Origin of the sequence: Acinetobacter sp. XH1741, from assembly GCF_041021895.1 — a bacterium.
GTDB lineage: Bacteria > Pseudomonadota > Gammaproteobacteria > Pseudomonadales > Moraxellaceae > Acinetobacter.
Genome location: NZ_CP157428.1, coordinates 3506360 through 3529975, shown reverse-complemented (window position 1 = coordinate 3529975; position 23616 = coordinate 3506360). Strand labels below are relative to the sequence as shown.

Genomic DNA, 23616 nt, shown 5'->3' with positions numbered 1-23616 from the left:
AATTACTGTTTAGATGCTTCGATAAGTTCGATGAAATGATCGAACAATGGCGCACAATCATGTGGACCAGGGCTTGCTTCAGGGTGACCTTGGAAGCTGAAAGCTGGTTTGTCGGTACGGTGGATACCTTGTAGGGTGCCATCGAACAATGATTTATGCGTTGCTTTTAAGTTAGCCGGTAATGTTTCTGCATCTACAGCAAAACCATGGTTTTGAGATGTAATCATTACTGTACCATCTTCAAGATTTTGTACAGGATGGTTAGCACCGTGGTGGCCATGATTCATTTTTACAGTTTTTGCACCAGAAGCGAGTGCCAAGATTTGGTGACCTAAGCAGATACCAAATACAGGTAATGTTGTGGTTTCAACAATAGTTTTTACAGCTTCGATTGCGTAGTCACAAGCAGCTGGGTCGCCTGGGCCGTTTGAAAGGAATACGCCATCTGGATTAAGTGCTAATACTTTTTCAGCCGGAGTTTCAGCAGGAACAACAGTGAGTTTGCAACCGCGGTCTGCAAGCATACGCAAGATGTTGGTTTTGACACCATAATCGTATGCAACCACGTGATATTTTAACTCAGGTTGAGTAAAACCCTTACCTAATACCCATGAACCTTCAGACCATTCAAAACCTGTCGGATCACAGCACTCTTTAGCAAGGTCTAAACCATTTAAACCGCCAAAAGCGCGAGCTTTAGCAATAGCTTCTTCTTCAGTAATATTTTCGCCAGCAAGGATGCAACCATTTTGTGCACCTTTGTCACGTAAAATACGAGTCAGTTTACGTGTATCAATATCGGCAATCGCAACAACATTGTGTGCTTGCAAATATTCACTTAATGACTGCTCAGAGCGGAAGTTGCTGTGTAATAGTGGAAGGTCACGAATAATTAAACCATTCGCCCATACTTTATGGATACGACCAGATTCAACGTCTTCTTCGTTGCAACCAGTGTTACCAATGTGAGGGTAAGTTAATGTCACAATTTGTTGTGCATAACTTGGGTCAGTCAAAATTTCTTGATAGCCTGTCATGGCTGTGTTAAAAACGACTTCACCAGTCGTACTTCCCGTTGCGCCGATTGACGTTCCTTTAAAGATCGTTCCATCTGCGAGGGCTAAAATGGCGGGGATGCTCAAACCAAAGCTCCTGAATTTCGGCTGTAAAAAAGCGAGTAGACCTAAAAAAGATAGGCGATGTTCTAAAAAAACATGCCCCTCCTTATCGGTCTGCCCGCTTGTAACTTAACAGCGCATTATACGCATGGAACCCTAAAAAGTCTATTTGTTTTCTATTAAAAAATATAATTCCTTGCTTGCTTTTTGCAAAAAAATTCATCCGCTTGTCTGAAAATGATACTTTTAGCAAATTGTCTAACAATCTTGCTGTGGAAATAAGTTGACTACAATTATTGTAATGCTAGCTAAAAAATAAACAATATGAGGAAATAGCATGAGCGATAATCAAGTTTCAAAAGATATAGATGTAGCTGAGAGTGCTTCAACAGTAGCGGAATCTGTTAAGGCAGAAGTAGCCGAAGTTAAAGAAGCTGTAGCCAAAACAACAACTCGAGCTAAAAAAGCAGTCTCTACCAAAGCGACTCAAGTTAAAGATGCTGTGGCTGAGAAAAAAGAACAGGTAAAAGAAGTCGCTCATGAAGCAACTTCACAGGTAAAAGAAGCTTTTACTGAAACCCAAGAGCAAGTAAAAGCTGTAATTACCGAGACTGAAGAAAAGATTGAAGCTGAAACTCAAGAGTTGAATCAAAACATTCAAAATCAGTTTGCTCAGATTAAACTAGACATTTTACAGCGTCTTGATGTGATTAAAGCTCAGTTCAATACTTCACAAGAAGGTTTAAATGAACTGAAAAATACACTAAAAGCTGAAATTAATGCATTAATTGAAGATTTAACTAAAGTTACCAAAGAACTTAAAGGTGATATCAGCCAAATTTCTTTAAAACATAAAGATTCTTTAAGTGAGAGTTTAAAGCGTACCAAAAATAATGCGGTTGAAGCTTGGAACAAAGCAAGAGATCACTAAAACTCTAGCTGTATAAGACGAATAAAAAAGCGAGAATTAAGTTCTCGCTTTTTTATTTTTAAAACTGATGCAGCCAATCACGTTTATTGTGAAAATCAGCATTTTTTCCACTATGCTGCATTGCATAGTACTGCATACCATCTTTAGTTTTTAAAACAGCAGTTAAACCTAAATAAAGATTTGCCCATTTTAAACGGTGCTGCTGCATAAATTGGCCTAAATCAAGACTTACATTTAAACCATAATGAGTACGCTTGAGATGATTCAATTCAATATCGTAAGCAACGAGGGGAGGCATGCTTTCTGGGTAGCGATATTCTTCAAACTGATAAGTCTGCCATGCTTGAGAAGGGGAAAGATTAATTTCCCGATAGAAATCTTCATCATGCACGCCAATAAAAATTTCAAAACAAGTTTCTTCCCACAAAAAATCTTGACGAGGATGAGCCGCGACTTCTTGAGGCCAGATAATAAGTTGATTTGGATCACGAATCCAAAAACCCACATTTAAGGTATATGGGGCTTGCTGTTCAATTGCGCCAACAACAGAAACAGCCTGAAAACGATCAAAAGCTGAAAGTTCGTAACTTGCCATAAGTAGTCAATAAGTTAGTTTGCTAAATGAGCGTGACGAACGAGGTTAGACAAGTGTTGGTTTTGTTTAGCTGCTTTTTTATAAAGTAAAACAATTTTACCAATTTTTTGCACAGCTTCAGCGCCAGTTGCTTCTACAATCGAGTCGATTACTGCTGCACGAGCTTCACGGTCTTCACCAGCAATTTTTACTTTGATGAGTTCGTGATCATTTAAAGCACGAAGAGTTTCTTCAATTACAGCTTCTGTTAAGCCTTGTCCACCAATCATGACAACCGGATTAAGCACATGACCAATTTGACGTAAACGTTTACGTTCATGAATAGATAAAGCGGCCATTAAAAATACCTGATTTTAAAAACGACTTAGTATAGCAAAAAACTTAAAATCAAATGTACGAAAAACTGTATAAATAATCGATCAGCATTATTGGAAAAAAACTGTAAAAGTTATTGAGATTAGGTTACATCCGTACTGTAATGAGAGTAATTTTCACGTACAATGAACAATCAGAAGTTTTTTTGATATTTAGTGAGTTATGGCAACACGCATCACAAACCAAAAATTGTCTAAAAGTAGTCGTGCGTGGATGAGGGAACATCTAGACGATCCTTTTGTAAAAAAAGCACAAAAGGAAGGATATCGTGCACGAGCAGCCTATAAACTTCTTGAAATTCAAGAAAAATATAAGTTGATCAAGCCAGGCATGACAGTGGTTGATTTGGGAGCAGCTCCTGGGAGTTGGTCACAAATTGCTGGGAAACTTGTTGGTAGCAAGGGCTTAGTTATTGCTTCCGATATTTTGCCTATGGATGCTTTGCCGGATGTCACGTTCTTACAAGGCGACTTCAGAGAAGAAGCTGTATTTGAAAAATTGTTAAATATTTTAAATGGAAGACAAGTAGACATTGTAATTTCTGATATGGCCCCCAATACATCAGGTAATAGGGCTGTTGATCAACCTAGACAGATTTACTTGTGTGAGCTTGCTTTAGACTTTGCTCAAAAAGTTTTGGGTCCAAATGGACAGTTTGTTGTTAAAGTGTTCCAAGGCGCAGGCTTTGATGAGTTTCGTAAACAGGTAGTTGATAGTTTTGATGTGTTAAAAACAGCAAAACCAGCAGCTTCTCGGGCGCGATCTAAAGAAGTTTTTTTGGTTGGACAAGGGCGTAAGAAAGCATTGCAATAAAGTTTACTTGCCAAGCTCCTAAAAATTGTGCATTTTGTATCTTTTAGGTTATCCGCAAGCAAGACAATTGCTGTTTTTAAGACGATCGGCCAAGATTGGGCATGATCAAATTAGATCGATATGGGAATAAAGCTTTGAGCGATTACTTCAAGAATGCCGTATTGTGGCTAATAATACTGGGTGTTCTGATTTTAATTTTCAGTAATATCAGTGACCGCAATAAGCCTACTGCAATGAAATATTCAGATTTTGTTGCAGCGGTGAATGCTGGCCAGATTAAGCAAGTCACAATTGACGGTTTAAACATTAGTGGTGAAAAAACTAACGGATCTCAGTTTGAAACTGTTCGTCCGCAAGTTGAAGACACTGAACTTATGCCAAGCTTAAATAAGCAAAATGTTGTTGTAGAGGGCACAGCTCCACAGCGTCAAGGCATTTTGATGCAACTTCTCATTGCTAGTTTCCCTGTACTGTTAATCATTTTGTTATTCATGTTCTTTATGCGTAACATGGGTGGTGGTGCAGGCGGTAAAAATGGTCCGATGAGTTTTGGTAAATCGAAGGCAAAAATGCTTTCGGAAGACCAGATTAAAGTGACTTTTGCCGACGTTGCGGGTTGTGATGAAGCGAAACAAGAAGTTGTTGAAATTGTAGATTTCTTAAAAGATCCTGCAAAATTCAAACGCTTGGGCGCTACTATTCCACGTGGCGTACTTATGGTTGGTCCTCCAGGTACTGGTAAAACGTTATTAGCCAAAGCAATTGCTGGTGAAGCAAAGGTTCCATTCTTCAGCATTTCTGGTTCTGACTTTGTCGAGATGTTTGTGGGTGTGGGTGCGTCCCGTGTCCGTGACATGTTTGAACAAGCAAAACGTCATGCACCATGTATCATCTTTATCGATGAGATTGATGCAGTGGGTCGTCACCGTGGTTCGGGTACAGGTGGTGGTCACGATGAACGTGAGCAAACCCTAAACCAAATGCTCGTAGAGATGGATGGTTTTGAAGGTAATGAAGGCGTAATTGTTATTGCTGCGACTAACCGTGTTGACGTATTAGATAAAGCATTATTACGTCCAGGCCGTTTTGACCGTCAAGTTATGGTTGGTTTACCTGATATTCGTGGTCGTGAACAAATCCTGAATGTACATTTGAAAAAATTGCCTTCAGTGACTGGCGTGGATGTTAAAGTTTTATCTCGTGGTACGCCTGGTTTCTCTGGTGCGCAGTTGGCAAACCTTGTAAATGAAGCTGCTTTATTTGCTGCTCGTCGTAATAAGAACACTGTCGATATGCATGATTTTGAAGATGCAAAAGATAAGATCTATATGGGTCCTGAACGTAAATCAATGGTTTTACGTGAAGAAGAGCGCCGTGCAACTGCATATCATGAAGCAGGGCATGCAATTGTAGCCGAGATTTTACCGGGTACTGACCCTGTGCATAAGGTAACAATTATGCCGCGTGGTTGGGCTCTAGGTGTAACTTGGCAGTTACCTGAACAAGATCAGATTAGCCACTATAAAGACAAAATGTTAAATGAAATTGCAATTTTGTTTGGTGGACGTATTGCTGAAGAAGTCTTCATTCAGCAGCAATCAACTGGTGCTTCAAATGACTTCGAACGTGCTACAAAAATGGCTCGTGCGATGGTAACAAAGTACGGTATGTCTGACAAAATGGGTGTTATGGTTTACGAAGATGAAAATCAAAATGGATTCTTCGGTAATGTAGGTAGTCGTACAATTTCTGAAGCAACTCAACAACAAGTTGATCAGGAAGTACGCCGTATTTTAGATGAGCAATATCGAGTAGCTCGTGATATCTTGGAAAATAATAAAGATATCGCCCACGCTATGGTTAAAGCGTTGATGGAATGGGAAACTATTGATCGTGAGCAAATCCGTGACATCATGGAAGGCCGCGAACCTCAACCACCTAAAGTATATATTGCTGAAAACCCAGTGGCTGCATTTGAACCACCAAAAGATGGTCCATCTACTCCGCCACCATTACCCGCAATGAATTAAATTAAAAAATAAAAAAGCCACAGTCATGTGGCTTTTTTATTTGTCTTCATTTTAGGTAAAGCCAAAGAGAAATCAACAGCATATAAGGCAGAGACTTGCTAAACTAATGGCTGATTTCGAATAGGAGCTTTTGATGCAGTTAATATCTTTACCAGAGCAGATTTTACAGTGTGGAGAGCTTCAATTAGATTTATCACGACCACATATCATGGGCATTTTAAATGTTACCCCTGACTCTTTTAGTGATGGTGGTAAACATGATCAATTAGATCAAGCTATTGCTCATGCACTCACTATGGTTGAACAAGGTGCGACTATTATTGATATTGGTGGTGAATCAACCCGACCAGGCGCCTCACAGGTAGCTGTAGAAGAAGAAATTCGAAGAGTTGTACCTGTAGTTGATGCTTTAGCTAAATACAATATTATTCTATCGATTGATACAAGCCAGCCAGAGGTGATGCGCTCAGCAAAAGCAGTTGGAGCACATATTTGGAATGATGTGCGTGCGTTAACGCGTCCTAATGCCCTACAAACAGCTGTTGAATTAGATATACCTGTAGTGATTATGCATATGCGTGGTGAGCCAACGACAATGAATCAGTTGGACCAATATACTGATGTAACGCTAGATGTTATAGCGGAGCTTCAGCAGCGCGTGAATGAGGCTTTAAATGCAGGTGTAAAAAAACAAAATATTATTATTGATCCTGGTTTTGGTTTTGCAAAAAATGCTCATCAAAATTTAAAACTTTTAAAAGAGTTTTGGAAGCTTAATGAAATGGGGTATCCAATTTTATCTGGCCTTTCCCGTAAACGTTTCATTGGTGAAGCTTTACACGGGGCTGCCGCAGATCAGCGTGCTGTAGGAAGTGTTACTGGGCATTTGCTGAGTATTCAGCAAGGTGCGTCTATTGTGAGAGCACATGATGTAAAGGCGATGCATGACGCTATTTTGGTGTGGAAAGCTATGCAACACGCTTGAAATAATGTGAGGTAAATCGATTCTTCATATAAAAACTGGATGCATGAGTCGGGTAAAATTCTCGTGATTTTTGCGAAAATATGTTATAAGCGGCAAGTTTTTGCTGTTGTGTAATCTTTTGTATGTTTGATGACTTACTTCTCCCAATGTTTGATGATGAATATTATCCAGATATTTTGGTCGCTGAACTCAAGCAGTTAATTGAACAATTTGCGAAAAAAGTTCAAAAGTCTGCTTCGGTTGATCAGGATGTTTATCGTTATGCTCATCAGATTGTGAATGAAATTAATGAAATGAAGCCACAGTTTGAAGATCTTGATTCCTCACTTGATGATAGTGCTGCTGACTATATTGCTGAAGCAATGATGATGGTGGCACAAGATGCGGGATATTTAGATCTTGAAATGGAAGAGCTGGTTATGAATCGAGAGTGGTGATTACTCTCGATTCTCAATATTTTTGATTGCATCTAATAAATGACATGAGGTTCCTGCATGAACTTCATCTACTTTCTCAATTTTTAAAACTAAATTTCCATTCTGCTGATCATTAACATCTGCCAATACACTAACCCAATATTCTTTTTTTAATTGCTGTAATTTTTTAAATTTATGCGTTAGCCCTTGAGTTGCTTCGATGAGATAGTCATCTTGAGTAATAGAGCGACATATAAGGTGTTAATGATTATTTTTGAATAATAGGGTGCCGTTGAAAATCTCTTTAGCATTTATGGTGGATATCAAAAGCAGAGCGAATATAAACAATAATATTTTTTTAAAAGTATCATTTTTATTAGACATAAAAAAAACCAGCTTACGCTGGATTCTTTGTAGCACCAAATTCAATAGTTGAAAATGGTGCCCGGGGCCGGACTCGAACCGGCACGCTTTGTGGGCGGGGGATTTTAAATCCCCTGTGTCTACCTATTTCACCACCCGGGCATGAGCGCAATAATAGAGGACAAGTGCGCGATTGGCAAGAGAAAATCAGAGAGTTTGCTTTATTTTCAATCAGTTCTTGTTTGTATTTATATAAATTAATCAATTTCTGTCATGATTTGTTCATCAAACTGAGATCAGCTGTTCATCTTATGTACTTAAGTTTAAAGCACTCATTGCTTATAACTTTGGTAATTTTATGACAGAAAAAATTTCACGCCGAGAATTAATTCAAAAAAGTCTATTCGGTTTTGGGGCCTTATCTATGCCTGTGGCTTTTACTGGATGTAACGACAGTTCTGACGAAGAAAGTCCGCAAATACAGGCAGATTTCCTCCATGGGATAGCGAGTGGAGATCCTTTACAAGACAGAGTCATCTTGTGGACACGTGTGACACCAACAGATTTTGGGGTGCGTCTGAAAGTAACTTGGGAAATTGCTACCGATAATCAGTTTACTCAGAATTTAAAGACTGGAATGGTTGAAACCACCAAAACTGATGATTTTACTGTGAAAGTTGATGCAACTGGTTTGCAGGCAGATACAGTTTATTATTATCGCTTTCGATTTGGTAGCAAAGTCTCTCCAGTAGGGCAAACAAAAACATTACCTGCATTCACCAATAAAGTAAGTTTTGCAGTATGTTCTTGTTCTAATTATCCTGCGGGTTATTTTTATGTTTACCGTGAAATGGCAAAGCAGAACGTCGATGTCATTATTCATTTAGGTGACTATATTTATGAGTATGGAGCAGATGGTTATGCGACAGAAGATGCTGCAAAGCTAGGTCGTACTTTACCTGCTGACAATAATAAAGAAATTATTAAATTAGATGATTATCGCAAACGTTATGCACTTTATCGTCAAGATAAAGACTTACAGGCGGCTCATCAACGTCATCCTTTTATTGTAATTTGGGATGATCATGAGTTAGCAAATGATGCTTGGCGTGATGGGGCAGAAAATCATCAAAGCGATGAAGGGCCTTTTTCTGATCGTAAATTAGCTGCTTTACAAGCTTATTTTGAATGGATGCCGATTCGTCCAGTTTCTAGTACGGACCATTTAAATATTTATCGTCAATTCAACTTTGGCTCACTTGTTCAATTAACCATGCTAGATACACGTATTCTTGCGCGTGACAAGCAACTTGAATATAAAGACTATATGACAGCTTCTGGTTTGGATATTGCAAAATTTCAAGCAGATCTAACAAATCCAGCGCGTACGTTGATGGGGTATACGCAAAGAGATTGGCTGGTCGATAAATTGAAGCAATCTACAGCAACATGGAATGTGATAGGGCAGCAAGTCTTGATGAGTAAAATGTGGATTCCTGCTGAGTTATTGGCTTCTTTGGGCCAAATTACTTCTGGGGGGACGTCACCTGAAGCTCTGGCTAAAATGAATACACAAATTACCGAGTTGGTCACTTTAAAACTTCGATTGAAACAAGGTGATCCGACATTAACAGCCCAAGAAAAAGCAAGAATTATGACGGTTGCACCTTATAATTTAGATGCTTGGGATGGTTATTATGCTGAGCGAGAGTTTGTTTATGACAAATTGGCTGAGTTTAATAAAAAGATCGTTGTGTTAGCAGGTGATACGCATAATGCATGGGCATCTTATTTGTATAGCCAAAAGGGAAAATATATAGGTGTTGAGTTGGCAACCGGCTCTGTATCATCACCTGGACTAGAAAAATATTTAAGTATTCCATTGGCACAGTTACAGCAGTTTGAATTTGCCTTTACTACCTTAATTGATGAATTAGCTTATTGTAATTTAAATCAACGTGGATATTTGCGAGTTACTCTGGATCAGGCGCAAGTTCATTCACAGTGGATATTTTTAGATTCTATTAAAAATCCAGAATATCAAATAGATTCAAGCAGACAAAACGATATTGTGTTGGATTTAAATTTAATACCGTTAAAACAAGACCAAAAAACTGCTTAAACTTTTAAAAAATAGAGGGTTACATCGGTGGCCCTTTTTTTAGGCATAAAAAAACCAGCTTACGCTGGATTCTTTATGGCACCATATTCAATACTTGAAGATGGTGCCCGGGGCCGGACTCGAACCGGCACGCTTTGTGGGCGGGGGATTTTAAATCCCCTGTGTCTACCTATTTCACCACCCGGGCTTTACCAAATTTGGAGGCGGAGGTCGGAATCGAACCGGCGTCCACGGAGTTGCAGTCCGCTGCATGACCACTCTGCCACCCCGCCTACATTTGGTGATGCACATATTAGCAACCTTTACAAAAAAAACAATACTGTTTTGCGCGAAGATGCACATAAAAGCAACATCTAGAATAAAATTGTCCAAATTATCATGTATTATTGGCACATTAAATTCATGTCTACCTTGGAGATGTGCTGTGGCATTGGTTTTAGACGGTCGTGCGTTAGCAAAGCAAATTGAAGAAAATTTGTTGGTACGTGTTGAAGCTTTAAAAGCTAAAACAGGTCGTACCCCGATTTTAGCGACTATTTTAGTTGGGGATGATGGTGCATCTGCAACTTATGTACGCATGAAAGGAAATGCCTGCCGCCGAGTAGGTATGGATTCGTTAAAAATTGAATTATCACAAGAAACCACAACAGAACAATTATTAGCTGAAATTGAAAAGCTAAATGCCAATCCGGATGTTCACGGTATTCTTTTACAACATCCAGTTCCTGCACAAATTGATGAGCGCGCATGTTTCGATGCTATTTCATTGGCTAAAGATGTAGATGGCGTAACTTGTCTTGGTTTTGGTCGCATGGCAATGGGTGAAGCTGCATATGGTTCAGCAACTCCTGCTGGCATCATGACCATTTTAAAAGAAAATAATATCGAAATTGCTGGAAAACATGCGGTTGTGGTTGGCCGTTCTGCAATTTTAGGTAAACCAATGGCAATGATGTTGTTACAAGCAAATGCAACCGTCACTATTTGTCATTCACGTACACAAAATTTACCTGAGCTTGTGAAACAAGCTGACATTATTGTTGGTGCTGTAGGTAAGGCTGAACTTATCCAAAAAGACTGGATTAAACAAGGTGCAGTTGTTGTAGACGCTGGTTTCCATCCACGTGATGGCGGCGGTGTTGGCGATATTCAATTACAAGGTATTGAAGAAATTGCTTCTGCTTATACACCAGTACCGGGTGGTGTTGGTCCAATGACAATCACAACTTTGATTCGTCAAACTGTAGAAGCTGCTGAAAAAGCTTTAGGTTAATTTAATTAACGCTAGGCTGTTATTTGATACGCGTAACCGTCATCCGCAATTGTTTGAGGCAGAAATACATTAAAAATTTAATGTTTCTACGATGCTTAAATTCTAGATAGTATCTGCCGAGTTTTGCGGATGACAATGGTTAGACCTAATTTTTACGAAAACCTTGCGAAGCAGGGCTTCTCAGGTCTAACCGAAGGTTATACTAAAAATTCAAATCATAATGGAATGACTCTGTTATGCTTGTTATAAAAATGAATTAAAAGAAATCTGATGAGCTGCACCTTCCAATTGACCAAAGCCCCTGAACATTTACTTCAAGCCTTACATGAAGTTATTCCTGATTGTGAGTTAATGGCTCAACAGCTACCTGAAACTCCAATTTCTTTATGGTTAATTCCACCAGTTTTTCCAACTGATCGTTTAGATGATGAAGTTATTCGCCGTATCTGGAATGACACGCCGTACTGGATTTTCTGTTGGGCATCAGGTTTGGCGATGGCGCAATGGTTACTTGCCGAGCCACATCATGTTAAAGATAAAGTGGTATTAGATTTTGGCGCGGGTTCTGGTGTGGTTGCAATTGCAGCAAAAATGGCTGGTGCAAAACGCGTAATCTGTTGTGATATTGATCAGGTCAGTTTAAATGCTTGTCGGGAAAATGCTTTACTTAATGATGTAGAGCTTGAATATCTGGATGATTTATATAAAGCTGAGCAGGTCGATATTTTACTTGCCGCTGATGTGCTATATGACCAGTGCAATCGTTTCTTTTTAGATGAGTTTTTAAAGTTTGCTCCAGAAGTTTGGGTTGCAGATAGCCGAGTTAGAAACTTTAGCCATTCAAAGTACGAAAAAATTGAAGAAAGAAGTGCAACAACTTGGCCAGATTTAGATGAAGCAAAAGAATTTCGAAATGTAAGTTTTTATAAGACGCTGTAAAAAAACAGCGTCTTTTTTTATTTTATGAACAGGTATAACGAACTACTTTTAAAGTACTTGGACGTGCTTCAAGTGCTTGGCGTGTCGCATAGTCTTCACCATTATTTAGGCTAGGCGTATTTGATAAACCAAAAGAAGCGCGAGTTTCACCGAGTTTAATTCCATATTGCTCATCTTTAGATGGGTTTGGAATTTCATTGATACTTAAAACTGATAATTTATATACCTTCTGCGCACCTAGCACATTTTGACAAGCACGTTGTAGTTTGCGTTCATCAAGTTGCTGGTTGCCGCGGCCAGCTAAAGTATAAGCTAAAGTCGCTGAGGTTTTTGTTTGGTTTTCAATCTGGTAGCCAGTTGAACCATTATATTGTCGAGGTGTAGTCTGACAAGCAGTTAAAATAAATATACTACTTAATGCCAAACATAAAATACTTTTATTCATCAGTATCGTCCTTATTTTCTTATATGAAGTATCTCATAAAATAGAAGTGTTGTTTGTGCTTATTCACTGGGTTAGAGCTAACATCGACATACGATATGAGCTCTAATTGAAAAAATTTAATGTTCTGTAATTTTTGAGTGATGCTTGGTGTCTTTCATAAAGATATAAATCAATAATGAAATGAAAATCATGATACTGACATAAATAAAATACCATGACTCATGCCCAGCCTCTTTGAAACTTAGTGCAAAAAATTCGGCTGTACCACCAAATAGTGTATTGGCAATTGCATAAGGTAGAGCTACACCTAAAGCTCGGATATGTGCAGGGAAGAGTTCAGCTTTCACTACCGCATTAATCGATGTGTAACCCGTTACCATTACTAGTCCACCTAAACATAACCAGAACGCCGTCCAATAGTCATGAGTATTTGCAAGTACATTAAACAAAACATAAGTAAATAAGACGCCCGTCACCCCAAAGGCAATCATAAGCGGTTTACGACCAATTCGATCTGATAAACCACCAGCCAACGGTTGTAAACACATAAAAATAAATAGGGCGAGAGTCGTGATTTGAGTCGCTTCGGGTTTGGTAAAACCAGAAGTATTCACTAAATATTTTTGTAAATAAGTCGTGTAAGTATAAAAAGCTAATGTACCGCCCGCTGTTAAAAATAATACGGTAAACGCTTCTTTAGGATAATGTTTAAATAAAGCAAACATTCCTGATTTTGGCTGATCTGCATCTGTTTGAGCATTTTTAAATGATTGGGTTTCTAACAAACCACGACGAATGCGGAATACGACAATGGCTAAAAGCGCTCCAATAAAGAATGGAATTCGCCATCCCCAATCGTGTAGTTGTTGTTCGCTCAATACCATCTGTAAGATGAGTAAGACACATAAGGCTGTGAGTTGTCCTGCAATTAAGGTAACGTATTGAAAGCTTGAGAAGAAACCACGTCGATTTTTTTCTGCCATTTCACTTAAATAAGTAGCACTTGCCCCATACTCGCCACCCACACTTAAACCTTGAATTAACCGTGCAACGACTAAAAGTATTGGGGCGAATACACCTATACTTTCATAGGACGGAGTGACTGCAATCATTAGAGAGCCGACACACATTAACGTGACGGAAAGTGTTAGGCCTGCTTTACGTCCTTTTCGGTCTGAATAGATACCCATAATCCATGCGCCAATGGGACGCATAAGGAAACCTACTGCAAAAATTGCGGCAGCTTGGAGAAGTTGAGCAGTTTGACTGCCTTTGGGGAAAAATGCATGAGCAAAATAGAGCGTAAATGCGGCATATACATACCAGTCGTACCATTCGACAAGATTACCGGCAGAACCGCCCAAAATTGATTTTAGACGAGTTTTTGTATCTAAATTAGAATGTGGAGTTGTTGCGGTAGAAGGTTGATCAACCATGAGTCGCTCCATGTTTCGCTTGGGTTGAATGCTAAAAAAGAGAGGTTTTATTCCGTTTTTACATATTATCTAGAGGAGTATTTCACTTTATTTTTTTTATGTCTGTAAAACAATGTTTATTATTTAAGCAAAGGAATAAGCTGAATATTTATGTGATTTTAAATTAGTCAGTCAGGTCGTTTTTATAGTTTCAGTCTAGTATTTCGCATACTATTTTTTCAAAGTAGAAAAAATTGCTAAAGAATGTGCAAGGTTTGGCTGAACAAGTCCTATCTCTGTTAAAAACAATGATATATTCCAAAGAAAATTTTAAATAAATACAGTTAGACATGATGCAGCGGCGTCATGGACTAGATGTGTGTGGATAATGAAAGGGACATTCAGATGTCAAATTGCCCGAAAAAATATATTGTTGCTTTTGATCAGGGCACAACAAGCTCAAGAGCAATTGTTTTAGATCATGATGCTAACGTTGTAAGTATTGCTCAAAAAGAGTTCACCCAGATTTACCCACAACCAGGTTGGGTTGAGCATGACCCCATGGAAATTTGGGCAACTCAAAGCGCTGTATGGGTTGAGGCTTTGGCTCAAGCGGGTATTAAGAGCGAACAAGTTGCGGCAATTGGGATTACAAACCAGCGAGAAACCACAATTGTTTGGGATAAAAAAACAGGCAAGCCTATTTACAATGCTATTGTCTGGCAAAGCCGACAGACGACCGAAATATGTAATCAATTACATAAAGCTGGTTGGCAAGAATATATACGTAAAACAACTGGGTTAGTGATTGATCCATATTTTTCAGCGACAAAAATTAAATGGATTTTGGACCATGTAGAAGGAAGTCGTGAACGTGCTGAGAGAGGAGAGTTGCTGTTCGGTACAGTAGACACTTGGTTAATTTGGAAACTCACCAATGGTGCAGTCCATGTCACAGATTTTACCAATGCTTCACGAACCATGCTGTTTGATATTGAAAAACTTGAGTGGGATGAAAAACTTTTACAAGCTTTAGATATCCCTAAAGCAATGTTGCCAGAGGTGCGTAGTTCATCTGAGGTTTATGGGTATACACATACCATTAGTGGACAAGAAGTTGGAATTCCAATTGCGGGAATCGCAGGCGACCAACAAGCCGCACTGTTTGGTCAAATGTGTGTTGAGTCTGGTCAGGCAAAAAATACCTACGGCACGGGTTGTTTTCTACTCATGAACACGGGTAAAAAGATTGTCCGTTCAGAACATGGATTACTGACTACTATTGCCTGTGGGGCGGCTGGTGAAGTGAACTATGCTTTGGAAGGCGCTGTGTTTAATGGTGGCTCTTGCGTACAGTGGCTACGTGATGAATTAAAGGTTATTAAGAATGCTAAAGACTCTGAGCTTTATGCAACACGTGTAAAAGACAGTAATGGTGTTTATGTCGTTCCAGCTTTTACTGGATTAGGTGCACCGTATTGGGACCCAACAGCTCGAGGGGCGATTTTTGGACTTACTCGAGGGGCAAGTATTGAACATATTATTCGTGCAACTTTAGAGTCCATTGCTTTTCAAACTCGAGATGTTTTAGATGCTATGCAGCAAGATGCAGAAGAAGAACTGCGGACTCTACGGGTAGATGGCGGTGTGACGGAAAACAATTTCTTGATGCAATTTCAAGCTGATATTTTAGCGACTCCTGTAGAACGTCCAATAATGAAAGAAACTACTGCTCTGGGTGCTGCTTTTCTTGCAGGATTGGCAACGGGTTTCTGGCAAGATCTTCATGAGTTAAGAAATAAATCGGCCATAGAAAAAGTGTTTGAACCTAAAATGTCTTGTGAACAATCTGAGCTTATTTATAAAGGCTGGTTAAAAGCAGTGAAACGCAGTCAAAGATGGGCTGAGGATTGATTTATTCTTTTAACTAATTAAAAGTAGGGTAATCAATTAACCATTCAATGCGTGGTAATTTAAAATTGATTATTCTACTTTTTTGATTGTTGTTTCATCAATTTGATGTTTTAATTTTTATAAGATCAACAATAAAAAGAATATGAGAAATGACAGCACAACTTAATGATTATTCAAAAATATATGATATTGCCGTAATTGGCGGTGGTATTAATGGTGTCGGTATTGCCAATGATGCAGCAGGACGTGGTTTATCCGTATTTTTGTGTGAGAAAGATGATTTAGCCAGTCACACCTCATCTGCTAGCAGTAAATTAATTCATGGTGGCCTGCGCTATTTAGAATATAAAGAGTTTAGATTGGTTAGAGAAGCTCTAGCAGAGCGTGAAGTGCTGTTAGCTAAAGCTCCGCATATTATTAAACCAATGCGCTTTATTATGCCTCATCGACCGCATCTACGCCCTGCATGGTTAATTCGGGCAGGATTGTTTTTCTATGATCATTTAGGAAAACGAGAAAAATTATTGGGATCAAATCTGATTTATTTCAAAGAAGATAGTCCTTTAAAACCAGCTATAACGCGTGGCTTTGAATATTCTGACTGTACTGTTGATGATGCTCGTCTTGTTGCATTGAATGCATTACAAGCGAAAGAGAAGGGTGCTAAAGTTGTAACCCGCACACGTTGTATTAAGGCTTATAAACAACAAGAACTATGGCATTTGGAATTGCAGAGCGGAGCTGAGTTTTATCAAATACGTGCTAAAGCCATCGTAAATGCAACAGGAGCTTGGGTTGAAAAAATAATTAGTGAAAATCTAAATCTAACATCGCCTTATCAAATTCGATTGGTTCAAGGAAGTCATATTGTGGTGCCGAAACTATATGACTGCCATAAAGCTTTTATTATGCAAAATGAAGATCGACGGATTGTTTTTGCAATTCCATATTTAGAAAAATATACCTTAATTGGAACAACGGATCAGGAATATAACGGTAATCCACAAAAGGTAGAAATTACCGATGTAGAAATTGATTACCTTTTGACAGTGACTAATTCACATTTTAAAAAGCAATTAACTCGAGCTGATATTGTAAGTCAGTACTCAGGTGTACGTGCTTTATGTGACGATGAGTCTGATAATCCTTCAGCAATTACACGTGATTATACTTTGGCGTTACAGGTAGAAGATAAAAAAGCACCATTGTTATCTGTATTTGGTGGCAAGATTACAACTTATCGGAAACTAGCCGAAGCGGCTTTAGAGCATTTATCTCCATTTTTTAGTGATATGGCAGAGGAGTGGACCGCCAATGAGCCATTACCCGGTGCTGAAAACTGGACAACATTAGATGATTTAATTTCTAAAATTCAGTCGCGTATAAATGGTATATCTGACTCACTTGCTAATCGCTGGGCACATGCTTATGGCACTAGAGTTTGGAATATGCTGCAAGACCGAAACACGCTAGAGCAATTAGGGAAAAATTTTGGTCATGGTTTATTTGAATGTGAAGTCAAATATTTATGTGAGTATGAGTGGGCCAATACCGCGGAAGATATACTGTGGCGCAGATCTAAGTTAGGTCTGGCATTTGATGAAAAGCAGGTCAAAATATTGGAAGCTTATTTATCTGAACGTCGACTAAAAGACGATGCAGCATAATAAAAAAGGTCGCACATGGCGACCTTTTTTATATTTAGCAATTAGAAGCCAGTTTTTACAGCTTCAAGTAAAGCTGCTTGACGTTCTTTTAATGCTTTCGGTAAGCGATCACCGAGTTTATTAAATAAATCAGTGTGGCTTTCAATCTCAGTAATCCACTGATCTTTGTCTTGAGCTGTGATTAGGTCAAATTCTTCTTTAGAGAATTCAGTACCTTCCCAGTTCAAGTCGTCATATGTTGGAACAAGACCGATTGGTGTTTCAACAGCGTTCGCACGACCTTCACAACGGTCAATGATCCACTCAAGAACACGCATGTTTTGACCGAAACCAGGCCATACGAAGTTGCCTTCAGCATCACGACGGAACCAGTTTACATTAAAGATTTTTGGTAATTTATTACCAGAAGCTTCAGCTTTTGTACTTACTTTTGCACCAAGACTTAACCAGTGGTCGAAGTAGTCAGCCATGTTGTAGCCAGCAAATGGAAGCATCGCAAATGGGTCACGACGAACGATACCTTGTTGACCAACAGCAGCAGCAGTAGTTTCAGAACCCATAGTTGCAGCTTTATATACACCGTCAACCCAGTCAAAAGCTTCAGAAACTAAAGGAACTGTATCTGCACGACGACCACCAAAGATGAATGCAGAAATTGGAACACCCGCTGGGTTTTCCCAATCAGCATCGATAGATGGACATTGACCTGCTGCAACAGTGAAACGAGCATTTGGATGTGCTGCTTTTTCGCCGTTTACGTGAGGTTGACCTTTCCAGTTCGTTAAGTTTGTTGGAACTTCTTTAGAAAGACCTTCCCACCATACTTGACCATCTTCAGTTACCGCTACGTTTGTATAGATAACGTCTTTATGAAGAGTTGCCATACAGTTCGGGTTAGTTTTGGTATTTGTACCAGGAGCTACACCGAAGAAACCAGCTTCAGGGTTAATCGCGTATAAGCGGCCGTCTTCACCTGGTTTGATCCAAGCAATATCGTCACCTACAGTTTCGATTTTCCAACCTTCATAACCTGCTGGTGGAATTAACATTGCAAAGTTTGTTTTACCGCATGCAGATGGGAATGCAGCAGCGATGTAGTGTTTTTCACCTTGTGGGTTAGTTACACCAAGAATAAGCATGTGTTCAGCTAACCAACCTTGTTCGCGTCCCATGACAGAAGCGATACGAAGAGCTAAACATTTTTTACCAAGTAATGCGTTACCGCCGTAACCAGAACCGAAAGACCAGATTTCACGAGTCTCTGGGTAATGAACGATATATTTCTCAGGATTACAAGGCCAAGCAACATCTTTTTGACCTTCAGCAAGTGGTGCACCTACTGTATGTACGCAAGGAACGAATTCGCCGTCTGTACCTAATACGTCATAAACTGCTTTACCCATACGTGCCATTTTGCGCATGCTAACAGCAACGTAAGGAGAGTCAGTTAACTCGATACCGATATGAGCAATGTGGCTACCTAAAGGACCCATAGAGAAAGGAACAACGTACATAGTACGGCCTTTCATTGAACCTTCAAATAAACCATTTAACTTTTCACGCATAACAGCTGGAGCTTCCCAGTTGTTTGTCGCACCAGCATCTTCTTTATTTTGAGAGCAGATGTAAGTACGATCTTCAACACGCGCAACGTCAGATGGGTCAGAATTTGCAAGATAAGAACCAGGATGTTTTTCTTGGTTTAATTTCTGCATGGTGCCGTTAGCGATCATCAAGTCGATTAGACGTTGAGATTCTTCTTCGCTTCCGTCACACCATTCGATTTTTGCTGGTTTGGTTAAGTTTGCAATTTCTTCAACCCATGCTATAAGCTTAGGATGACGAACGAATTCTGGTGCGTTCACTGTGGTCATGGTGAGGCCTATTCAAAATATGTACAACGTACAAGTCATTCATTGGGGTACAATGAAAGATCAAATAAAAAAGTGGCTGTATTAAAGCATAAAATCATAAAAAAAATAAGACTAAAGACTAACTATTAGATATTTGGAATTCCGATCATTTTTTAATTAAAATCATTTGGTTAGAGTTTTATATAAGCTTTTTACTTTTATATTTTTATGTTGTATGTGTGTTATTTATTTAAATTATTTTATTAAAAATCAATAAATTAGTTCTTAAATTTTTCTTGAGAATTATTATTGATTAAACAAATCAAGTTCATTCAAAATTTACATAAAGAGACTTTTAATAGGTGGTTTTATGTACAAAATAGAATAAATATCCCACTTTACGATAATAAAATGCGGCCTTTGAAACCTCTTTCGATCATCTATAACGAAAAATCAGGATTTCATGCTTCAAAACATGAAGATGTTTACGAGCAACTGATGACTGTATTCACAGAACATGGTTTTGAAATACAAGTATTTGAATTAAATGAAAATACATTGTTTGATGACTTGATGAATAACGTGATTCATCGACATTCAAAAAATGAAAATATAGGGGTTATTGTTGCAGCAGGTGGAGATGGCACCTTAAATGCTGTTGCATCTAAGCTTAAAAATACTTCTATTCCAATGGGAATTTTGCCTTTAGGGACTTTTAATTATGTCGCTAAAGTTTTAGATATTCCGCTAGATCTTTTAGAAGCCGCAGAAATTATTGCTACAGGTACACCTCGGTCAGTGCATGTGGCAGCAATCAATGATCATATTTATCTAAATAATGCGAGCCTAGGGCTATATCCACTTTTTATTAAAAAGCGCGAACTCTACAATAAATATTTAGGAAGATTACCTTTACATGCCTATACCTCGGCTTTGGATGTTTTATTAAGAGACAATAAAGCAATGAAACTGTCGATTACGGTAGATGGGAAAAAATATCCGGTTAAAGCGCCTTTAATTTTTTTCGGTAATAACCAATTGCAACTATGTGATATGAAGTTAAGAATTGCAGAATGTGCAGCACAGGGAAGAGTAGCGGGAGTAGTCATTACAAAAAGTGATAAGCTGAGTTTGTTAAATATGCTTTGGCAATGGGTTCAGGGCAACGTTGAAGATGCAAAAGATGTCTATAGCTTTTGTGCAGATCATGTCATTGTTGAGTGTTCAAAAAAATCGAAACTTACTGTTGCCTTAGATGGTGAAATAATAGAGATGAAAACACCTTTAAATTTCACTGTAGAGAAAAATGCTTTAAATATTATGGTGCCGAATGTTATTACAGCTGTCTGATTTACACTTTGGGACAGAAAAACAAGAGTGTTTAGAGGCAATTAGACATTTTTGTACCCAGCAACAGCCTGAAGTGATTGTTGTGAGTGGAGATATTACCCAACGTGCCAGATATCAACAATTTTTTAAATGTCGACAGTTTTTAGATAGCCTTAATATTCCTTATCTTGTTGTACCAGGAAATCATGACATTCCTTTGTATCATGTCTGGAATCGTTTTTTTTCTCCATTTAACCGATATCGATATTTTTTTGGTGAACTAGAGCCGACTTTAGAAACTGAACATTTTTATATTGTTGGGGTGAACAGTATACGCCGCCGCTATCACACACGTGGGCATATCTCGATTGAACAAATTCAAGATACGTATGAACGTTTACAGAAGGGACCGAAAGACAAAATAAAATTGGTGGTTTTCCATCAACCTTTTTATACATCTCCAGATAATAAACATGGAACAAGGGATTGTCCGATTTTAGGAAAAATCGCTTTAGAAAAGTGGAGTACAACGGGACTATTTGGAATGCTGCATGGGCATCTCCACAAAACGGCTATATATGATTTAACCCAGATCTATCATTTGAACATAGATCATCCTATTTATGATATTCATGCCGGTACAGCGACTTCTACTCGTTTATATCACCATAATCCAAATAGCTTTAACACGGTTTCCAATACAGGAAAGATTCAGCATTATAGGTTCAATGAACAGTTGGCTGAATTCACCTTATATTGATTTGGTTTAGATGAGATTAAATATTTGATTGTTTAAAAAATATTCAAAAAAGAAGAAAATTTTTCTTATTTCCCCTTGAAGGCATTTTTTTCATCCCCACAAAAGTGTCATCTAAATATTTTGTTATTGCTCTGGATTAAAGCAATAACAATTAATCAAAAAGACTAAGTCTGATGGAGTTAACTATGAGCAACATTCGTCCATTACATGATCGCGTTGTGATTCGTCGTGTAGAAGAAGAAACCAAAACTGCTGGTGGTATTTTATTGCCAGGTTCTGCTGCTGAAAAACCATCTCAAGGTGAAGTAATTGCAGTAGGTAATGGTCAAATCACTGATAACGGTGTACGTGCTTTGGATGTTAAAGTTGGTGACAAGGTGTTATTCGGTACTTATGCAGGTACAACAGTTAAAGTAAATGGTGAAGAACTCTTAATCATGAAAGAGTCAGACATCTTAGCTGTATTAGAAGGCTAATCGATCCATAACTCAATTCATTATCAGATTCAGTATTTAAAAAGATTCGGAGTTTAATATGTCAGCTAAAGACGTAAAATTTGGTGATTCAGCTCGCTCAAAAATGATTGCAGGCGTAAACGTACTTGCAGATGCGGTTAAAGTAACTTTAGGTCCTAAAGGCCGTAACGTTGTAATCGACCGTTCTTTTGGTGCGCCGCACATCACTAAAGACGGTGTAACTGTTGCAAAAGAAATTGCATTAAAAGACAAGTTTGAAAACATGGGTGCTCAACTTGTTCGTGAAGTTTCAAGCAAAACTAACGACATCGCAGGTGACGGTACAACAACTGCAACTGTACTTGCTCAAGCAATTTTAAACGAAGGGATCAAATCAGTAACTGCTGGTATGAACCCAATGGACTTGAAACGCGGTATCGACATTGCAGTAAAAACTGTAGTTGAAAATATCCGTTCTATTGCTAAGCCAGCTGATGATTTCAAAGCAATTGAACAAGTAGGTTCAATTTCTGCTAACTCTGACACTACTGTTGGTAAACTTATTGCTCAAGCAATGGAAAAAGTAGGTAAAGAAGGCGTAATCACTGTAGAAGAAGGTTCTGGCTTCGAAGACGCATTAGACGTTGTAGAAGGTATGCAGTTTGACCGTGGTTATATCTCTCCGTACTTTGCAAACAAGCAAGATACTTTGACTGCTGAACTTGAAAACCCATTCATTCTTCTTGTTGACAAAAAAATTGGCAACATTCGTGAATTGATTTCTGTTTTAGAAGCTGTTGCTAAAACTGGTAAACCACTTCTTATTATCGCTGAAGATGTTGAAGGTGAAGCGCTTGCTACACTTGTTGTAAACAACATGCGCGGTATTATCAAAGTATGTGCTGTTAAAGCTCCTGGTTTCGGTGACCGTCGTAAAGCTATGCTTCAAGACATCGCGATCTTAACTGGTGCAACTGTTATTTCTGAAGAAGTTGGTATGTCTTTAGAACAAGCAACTCTTCAAGATTTAGGTACAGCGCACAAAATCACTGTTTCTAAAGAAAACACAGTTATTGTTGACGGTGCTGGTGATGCTGCTGCTATCGCTGAGCGTGTTCAGCAAATCCGTGCTCAAATTGAAGAATCTACTTCAGAATATGACCGTGAAAAATTACAAGAACGCGTTGCTAAATTGGCAGGCGGTGTTGCTGTAATTAAAATCGGTGCAGCGACTGAAGTTGAAATGAAAGAGAAGAAAGACCGCGTAGATGACGCTCTTCACGCAACTCGTGCAGCAGTTGAAGAAGGTGTTGTTGCTGGTGGTGGTGTTGCGCTTGTACGTGCTGTAAACGTTCTTGACGGCTTGAAAGGTGCTAACGAAGATCAAACAGCGGGTATCAATATTTTACGCCGTGCGATCGAAGCTCCACTTCGTCAAATCGTTTCAAATGCTGGTGATGAGCCATCTGTAGTGATCAATGCAGTTAAAGCTGGTGAAGGTAACTTCGGTTATAACGCTGCGACTGGCGAATATGGCGATATGTTAGAAATGGGTATTCTTGACCCTGCTAAAGTAACTCGTTCTGCACTTGAGCACGCTGCTTCTGTTGCGGGCTTGATGTTAACTACAGAATGTATGATTACTGACATTCCAGAAGACAAACCAGCTGCTCCAGACATGGGCGGTATGGGTGGAATGGGCGGCATGATGTAATTCAACATCAACGTCTAAATAAAAAAATCCCTGCATTTGCAGGGATTTTTTTATTTCTTATATAAATTAAGAAAAAGTTAAGTTGATATTCTTAAACTTATAGT

General features: G+C 38.7%; 21 protein-coding genes, 3 tRNA genes and 1 pseudogene. 15 read left to right on the top strand and 10 right to left on the bottom strand.

Annotated features, from left to right (window positions below):
• Window positions 1–2: 2 nt before the first annotated feature.
• The gene (gene carA / locus ABLB96_RS17020; protein ID WP_348897762.1) at window positions 3–1142 is read right to left on the bottom strand and encodes a glutamine-hydrolyzing carbamoyl-phosphate synthase small subunit; all 1140 of its coding nucleotides are present in this window, start codon (window positions 1140–1142) and stop codon (window positions 3–5) included.
• Between the two features lie 145 nt (window positions 1143–1287).
• Between carA and ABLB96_RS17015 the strand changes: the two are divergent.
• Window positions 1288–1405, top strand: a pseudogene (locus ABLB96_RS17015) (hypothetical protein).
• A 50-nt stretch (window positions 1406–1455) separates the two neighbouring features.
• On the top strand, window positions 1456–2049 hold the full coding sequence (locus ABLB96_RS17010; RefSeq protein WP_348897761.1) for a hypothetical protein: 594 nt from the start codon (window positions 1456–1458) through the stop codon (window positions 2047–2049).
• A gap of 58 nt (window positions 2050–2107) precedes the next feature.
• Here the strand turns inward: ABLB96_RS17010 and ABLB96_RS17005 are convergent, their stop codons facing one another.
• Together ABLB96_RS17005 and yhbY are read right to left on the bottom strand one after the other, a co-directional pair.
• Window positions 2108–2644 carry a DOMON-like domain-containing protein gene (locus ABLB96_RS17005; protein WP_348897760.1) on the bottom strand — a complete coding sequence of 179 codons (537 nt, stop codon included), beginning with the start codon at window positions 2642–2644 and terminating at the stop codon, window positions 2108–2110.
• 14 nt (window positions 2645–2658) lie between these two features.
• Entirely contained in the window at window positions 2659–2982 is a 324-nt protein-coding gene (gene yhbY / locus ABLB96_RS17000; RefSeq protein WP_348897759.1) for a ribosome assembly RNA-binding protein YhbY, read from the bottom strand.
• Window positions 2983–3181: 199 nt separating this feature from the next.
• Between yhbY and rlmE the strand changes: the two genes are divergently transcribed.
• The 4 genes from rlmE (at window position 3182) to ABLB96_RS16980 (ending at window position 7284) form a co-directional block, all read left to right on the top strand.
• A complete protein-coding gene (rlmE, locus tag ABLB96_RS16995; protein ID WP_000235573.1) occupies window positions 3182–3832 on the top strand; it encodes a 23S rRNA (uridine(2552)-2'-O)-methyltransferase RlmE in 651 nt (216 codons plus the stop codon).
• Between the two features lie 134 nt (window positions 3833–3966).
• Entirely contained in the window at window positions 3967–5862 is a 1896-nt protein-coding gene (gene ftsH, locus ABLB96_RS16990; protein WP_348897773.1) for an ATP-dependent zinc metalloprotease FtsH, read from the top strand.
• 133 nt (window positions 5863–5995) lie between these two features.
• The gene (gene folP, locus ABLB96_RS16985; protein WP_348897758.1) at window positions 5996–6847 is read left to right on the top strand and encodes a dihydropteroate synthase; all 852 of its coding nucleotides are present in this window, start codon (window positions 5996–5998) and stop codon (window positions 6845–6847) included.
• A gap of 122 nt (window positions 6848–6969) precedes the next feature.
• Complete coding sequence (locus tag ABLB96_RS16980) at window positions 6970–7284, top strand: DUF5713 family protein (RefSeq protein WP_348897757.1); 315 nt, start codon at window positions 6970–6972, stop codon at window positions 7282–7284.
• Here the strand turns inward: ABLB96_RS16980 and ABLB96_RS16975 are convergent, their stop codons facing one another.
• Complete coding sequence (locus tag ABLB96_RS16975; protein ID WP_348897756.1) at window positions 7285–7410, bottom strand: hypothetical protein; 126 nt, start codon at window positions 7408–7410, stop codon at window positions 7285–7287.
• Between the two features lie 292 nt (window positions 7411–7702).
• Window positions 7703–7788 (bottom strand) — tRNA-Leu (locus tag ABLB96_RS16970).
• A 196-nt stretch (window positions 7789–7984) separates the two neighbouring features.
• On the opposite strand from ABLB96_RS16970, the gene ABLB96_RS16965 reads away from it, so the two are divergent.
• Window positions 7985–9748, top strand: a complete 1764-nt coding sequence (locus ABLB96_RS16965) for an alkaline phosphatase D family protein (protein WP_348897755.1) — start codon at window positions 7985–7987, stop codon at window positions 9746–9748.
• A gap of 101 nt (window positions 9749–9849) precedes the next feature.
• Here ABLB96_RS16965 and ABLB96_RS16960 read toward each other — a convergent pair.
• Together ABLB96_RS16960 and ABLB96_RS16955 are read right to left on the bottom strand one after the other, a co-directional pair.
• Window positions 9850–9935: transfer RNA gene (locus tag ABLB96_RS16960), tRNA-Leu, on the bottom strand.
• A gap of 11 nt (window positions 9936–9946) precedes the next feature.
• Window positions 9947–10020: transfer RNA gene (locus ABLB96_RS16955), tRNA-Cys, on the bottom strand.
• A gap of 152 nt (window positions 10021–10172) precedes the next feature.
• On the opposite strand from ABLB96_RS16955, the gene folD reads away from it, so the two are divergent.
• Window positions 10173–11021, top strand: a complete 849-nt coding sequence (folD, locus tag ABLB96_RS16950; protein ID WP_031964130.1) for a bifunctional methylenetetrahydrofolate dehydrogenase/methenyltetrahydrofolate cyclohydrolase FolD — start codon at window positions 10173–10175, stop codon at window positions 11019–11021.
• Between the two features lie 270 nt (window positions 11022–11291).
• On the top strand, window positions 11292–11960 hold the full coding sequence (locus tag ABLB96_RS16945) for a 50S ribosomal protein L11 methyltransferase (RefSeq protein ID WP_348897754.1): 669 nt from the start codon (window positions 11292–11294) through the stop codon (window positions 11958–11960).
• Between the two features lie 22 nt (window positions 11961–11982).
• On the opposite strand, the gene ABLB96_RS16940 is transcribed toward ABLB96_RS16945, so the two are convergent.
• Window positions 11983–12405 carry a hypothetical protein gene (locus tag ABLB96_RS16940; RefSeq protein ID WP_348897752.1) on the bottom strand — a complete coding sequence of 141 codons (423 nt, stop codon included), beginning with the start codon at window positions 12403–12405 and terminating at the stop codon, window positions 11983–11985.
• Window positions 12406–12521: 116 nt separating this feature from the next.
• Window positions 12522–13853 carry an MFS transporter gene (locus ABLB96_RS16935; protein WP_348897751.1) on the bottom strand — a complete coding sequence of 444 codons (1332 nt, stop codon included), beginning with the start codon at window positions 13851–13853 and terminating at the stop codon, window positions 12522–12524.
• A 372-nt stretch (window positions 13854–14225) separates the two neighbouring features.
• On the opposite strand from ABLB96_RS16935, the gene glpK reads away from it, so the two are divergent.
• Both glpK and glpD read left to right on the top strand, forming a co-directional pair.
• On the top strand, window positions 14226–15734 hold the full coding sequence (gene glpK, locus ABLB96_RS16930) for a glycerol kinase GlpK (protein ID WP_348897750.1): 1509 nt from the start codon (window positions 14226–14228) through the stop codon (window positions 15732–15734).
• 149 nt (window positions 15735–15883) lie between these two features.
• Window positions 15884–17401, top strand: a complete 1518-nt coding sequence (glpD, locus tag ABLB96_RS16925; RefSeq protein ID WP_348897749.1) for a glycerol-3-phosphate dehydrogenase — start codon at window positions 15884–15886, stop codon at window positions 17399–17401.
• A 41-nt stretch (window positions 17402–17442) separates the two neighbouring features.
• Here glpD and ABLB96_RS16920 read toward each other — a convergent pair whose 3' ends face one another.
• A complete protein-coding gene (locus ABLB96_RS16920; protein ID WP_348897748.1) occupies window positions 17443–19275 on the bottom strand; it encodes a phosphoenolpyruvate carboxykinase (GTP) in 1833 nt (610 codons plus the stop codon).
• Window positions 19276–19665: 390 nt separating this feature from the next.
• Here ABLB96_RS16920 and ABLB96_RS16915 point away from each other — a divergent pair, with 390 nt between their 5' ends.
• The 4 genes from ABLB96_RS16915 (at window position 19666) to groL (ending at window position 23512) form a co-directional block, all read left to right on the top strand.
• Complete coding sequence (locus ABLB96_RS16915; protein ID WP_348897747.1) at window positions 19666–20604, top strand: diacylglycerol kinase family protein; 939 nt, start codon at window positions 19666–19668, stop codon at window positions 20602–20604.
• Complete coding sequence (locus tag ABLB96_RS16910) at window positions 20585–21343, top strand: metallophosphoesterase family protein (RefSeq protein ID WP_348897746.1); 759 nt, start codon at window positions 20585–20587, stop codon at window positions 21341–21343. The genes ABLB96_RS16915 and ABLB96_RS16910 overlap by 20 nt, the downstream gene beginning before the upstream one ends.
• Window positions 21344–21528: 185 nt before the next feature.
• Complete coding sequence (gene groES, locus ABLB96_RS16905; RefSeq protein ID WP_000065579.1) at window positions 21529–21819, top strand: co-chaperone GroES; 291 nt, start codon at window positions 21529–21531, stop codon at window positions 21817–21819.
• 58 nt (window positions 21820–21877) lie between these two features.
• Window positions 21878–23512, top strand: a complete 1635-nt coding sequence (gene groL, locus ABLB96_RS16900) for a chaperonin GroEL (protein WP_348897745.1) — start codon at window positions 21878–21880, stop codon at window positions 23510–23512.
• Window positions 23513–23616 lie beyond the last annotated feature (104 nt).

Excerpts from the sequence above, each read along its gene's own strand:
- ABLB96_RS17010 (WP_348897761.1), top strand. The coding sequence starts at position 1,456 with ATGAGCGATAATCAAGTTTCAAAAGATATAGATGTAGCTGAGAGTGCT.
- ABLB96_RS17005 (WP_348897760.1), bottom strand. The coding sequence starts at position 2,644 with ATGGCAAGTTACGAACTTTCAGCTTTTGATCGTTTTCAGGCTGTTTCT.
- yhbY (WP_348897759.1), bottom strand. The coding sequence starts at position 2,982 with ATGGCCGCTTTATCTATTCATGAACGTAAACGTTTACGTCAAATTGGT.
- rlmE (WP_000235573.1), top strand. The coding sequence starts at position 3,182 with ATGGCAACACGCATCACAAACCAAAAATTGTCTAAAAGTAGTCGTGCG.
- folP (WP_348897758.1), top strand. The coding sequence starts at position 5,996 with ATGCAGTTAATATCTTTACCAGAGCAGATTTTACAGTGTGGAGAGCTT.
- ABLB96_RS16980 (WP_348897757.1), top strand. The coding sequence starts at position 6,970 with ATGTTTGATGACTTACTTCTCCCAATGTTTGATGATGAATATTATCCA.
- ABLB96_RS16965 (WP_348897755.1), top strand. The coding sequence starts at position 7,985 with ATGACAGAAAAAATTTCACGCCGAGAATTAATTCAAAAAAGTCTATTC.
- ABLB96_RS16945 (WP_348897754.1), top strand. The coding sequence starts at position 11,292 with ATGAGCTGCACCTTCCAATTGACCAAAGCCCCTGAACATTTACTTCAA.
- ABLB96_RS16940 (WP_348897752.1), bottom strand. The coding sequence starts at position 12,405 with ATGAATAAAAGTATTTTATGTTTGGCATTAAGTAGTATATTTATTTTA.
- ABLB96_RS16935 (WP_348897751.1), bottom strand. The coding sequence starts at position 13,853 with ATGGAGCGACTCATGGTTGATCAACCTTCTACCGCAACAACTCCACAT.
- glpK (WP_348897750.1), top strand. The coding sequence starts at position 14,226 with ATGTCAAATTGCCCGAAAAAATATATTGTTGCTTTTGATCAGGGCACA.
- glpD (WP_348897749.1), top strand. The coding sequence starts at position 15,884 with ATGACAGCACAACTTAATGATTATTCAAAAATATATGATATTGCCGTA.
- ABLB96_RS16920 (WP_348897748.1), bottom strand. The coding sequence starts at position 19,275 with ATGACCACAGTGAACGCACCAGAATTCGTTCGTCATCCTAAGCTTATA.
- ABLB96_RS16915 (WP_348897747.1), top strand. The coding sequence starts at position 19,666 with ATGCGGCCTTTGAAACCTCTTTCGATCATCTATAACGAAAAATCAGGA.
- ABLB96_RS16910 (WP_348897746.1), top strand. The coding sequence starts at position 20,585 with ATGTTATTACAGCTGTCTGATTTACACTTTGGGACAGAAAAACAAGAG.
- groES (WP_000065579.1), top strand. The coding sequence starts at position 21,529 with ATGAGCAACATTCGTCCATTACATGATCGCGTTGTGATTCGTCGTGTA.
- groL (WP_348897745.1), top strand. The coding sequence starts at position 21,878 with ATGTCAGCTAAAGACGTAAAATTTGGTGATTCAGCTCGCTCAAAAATG.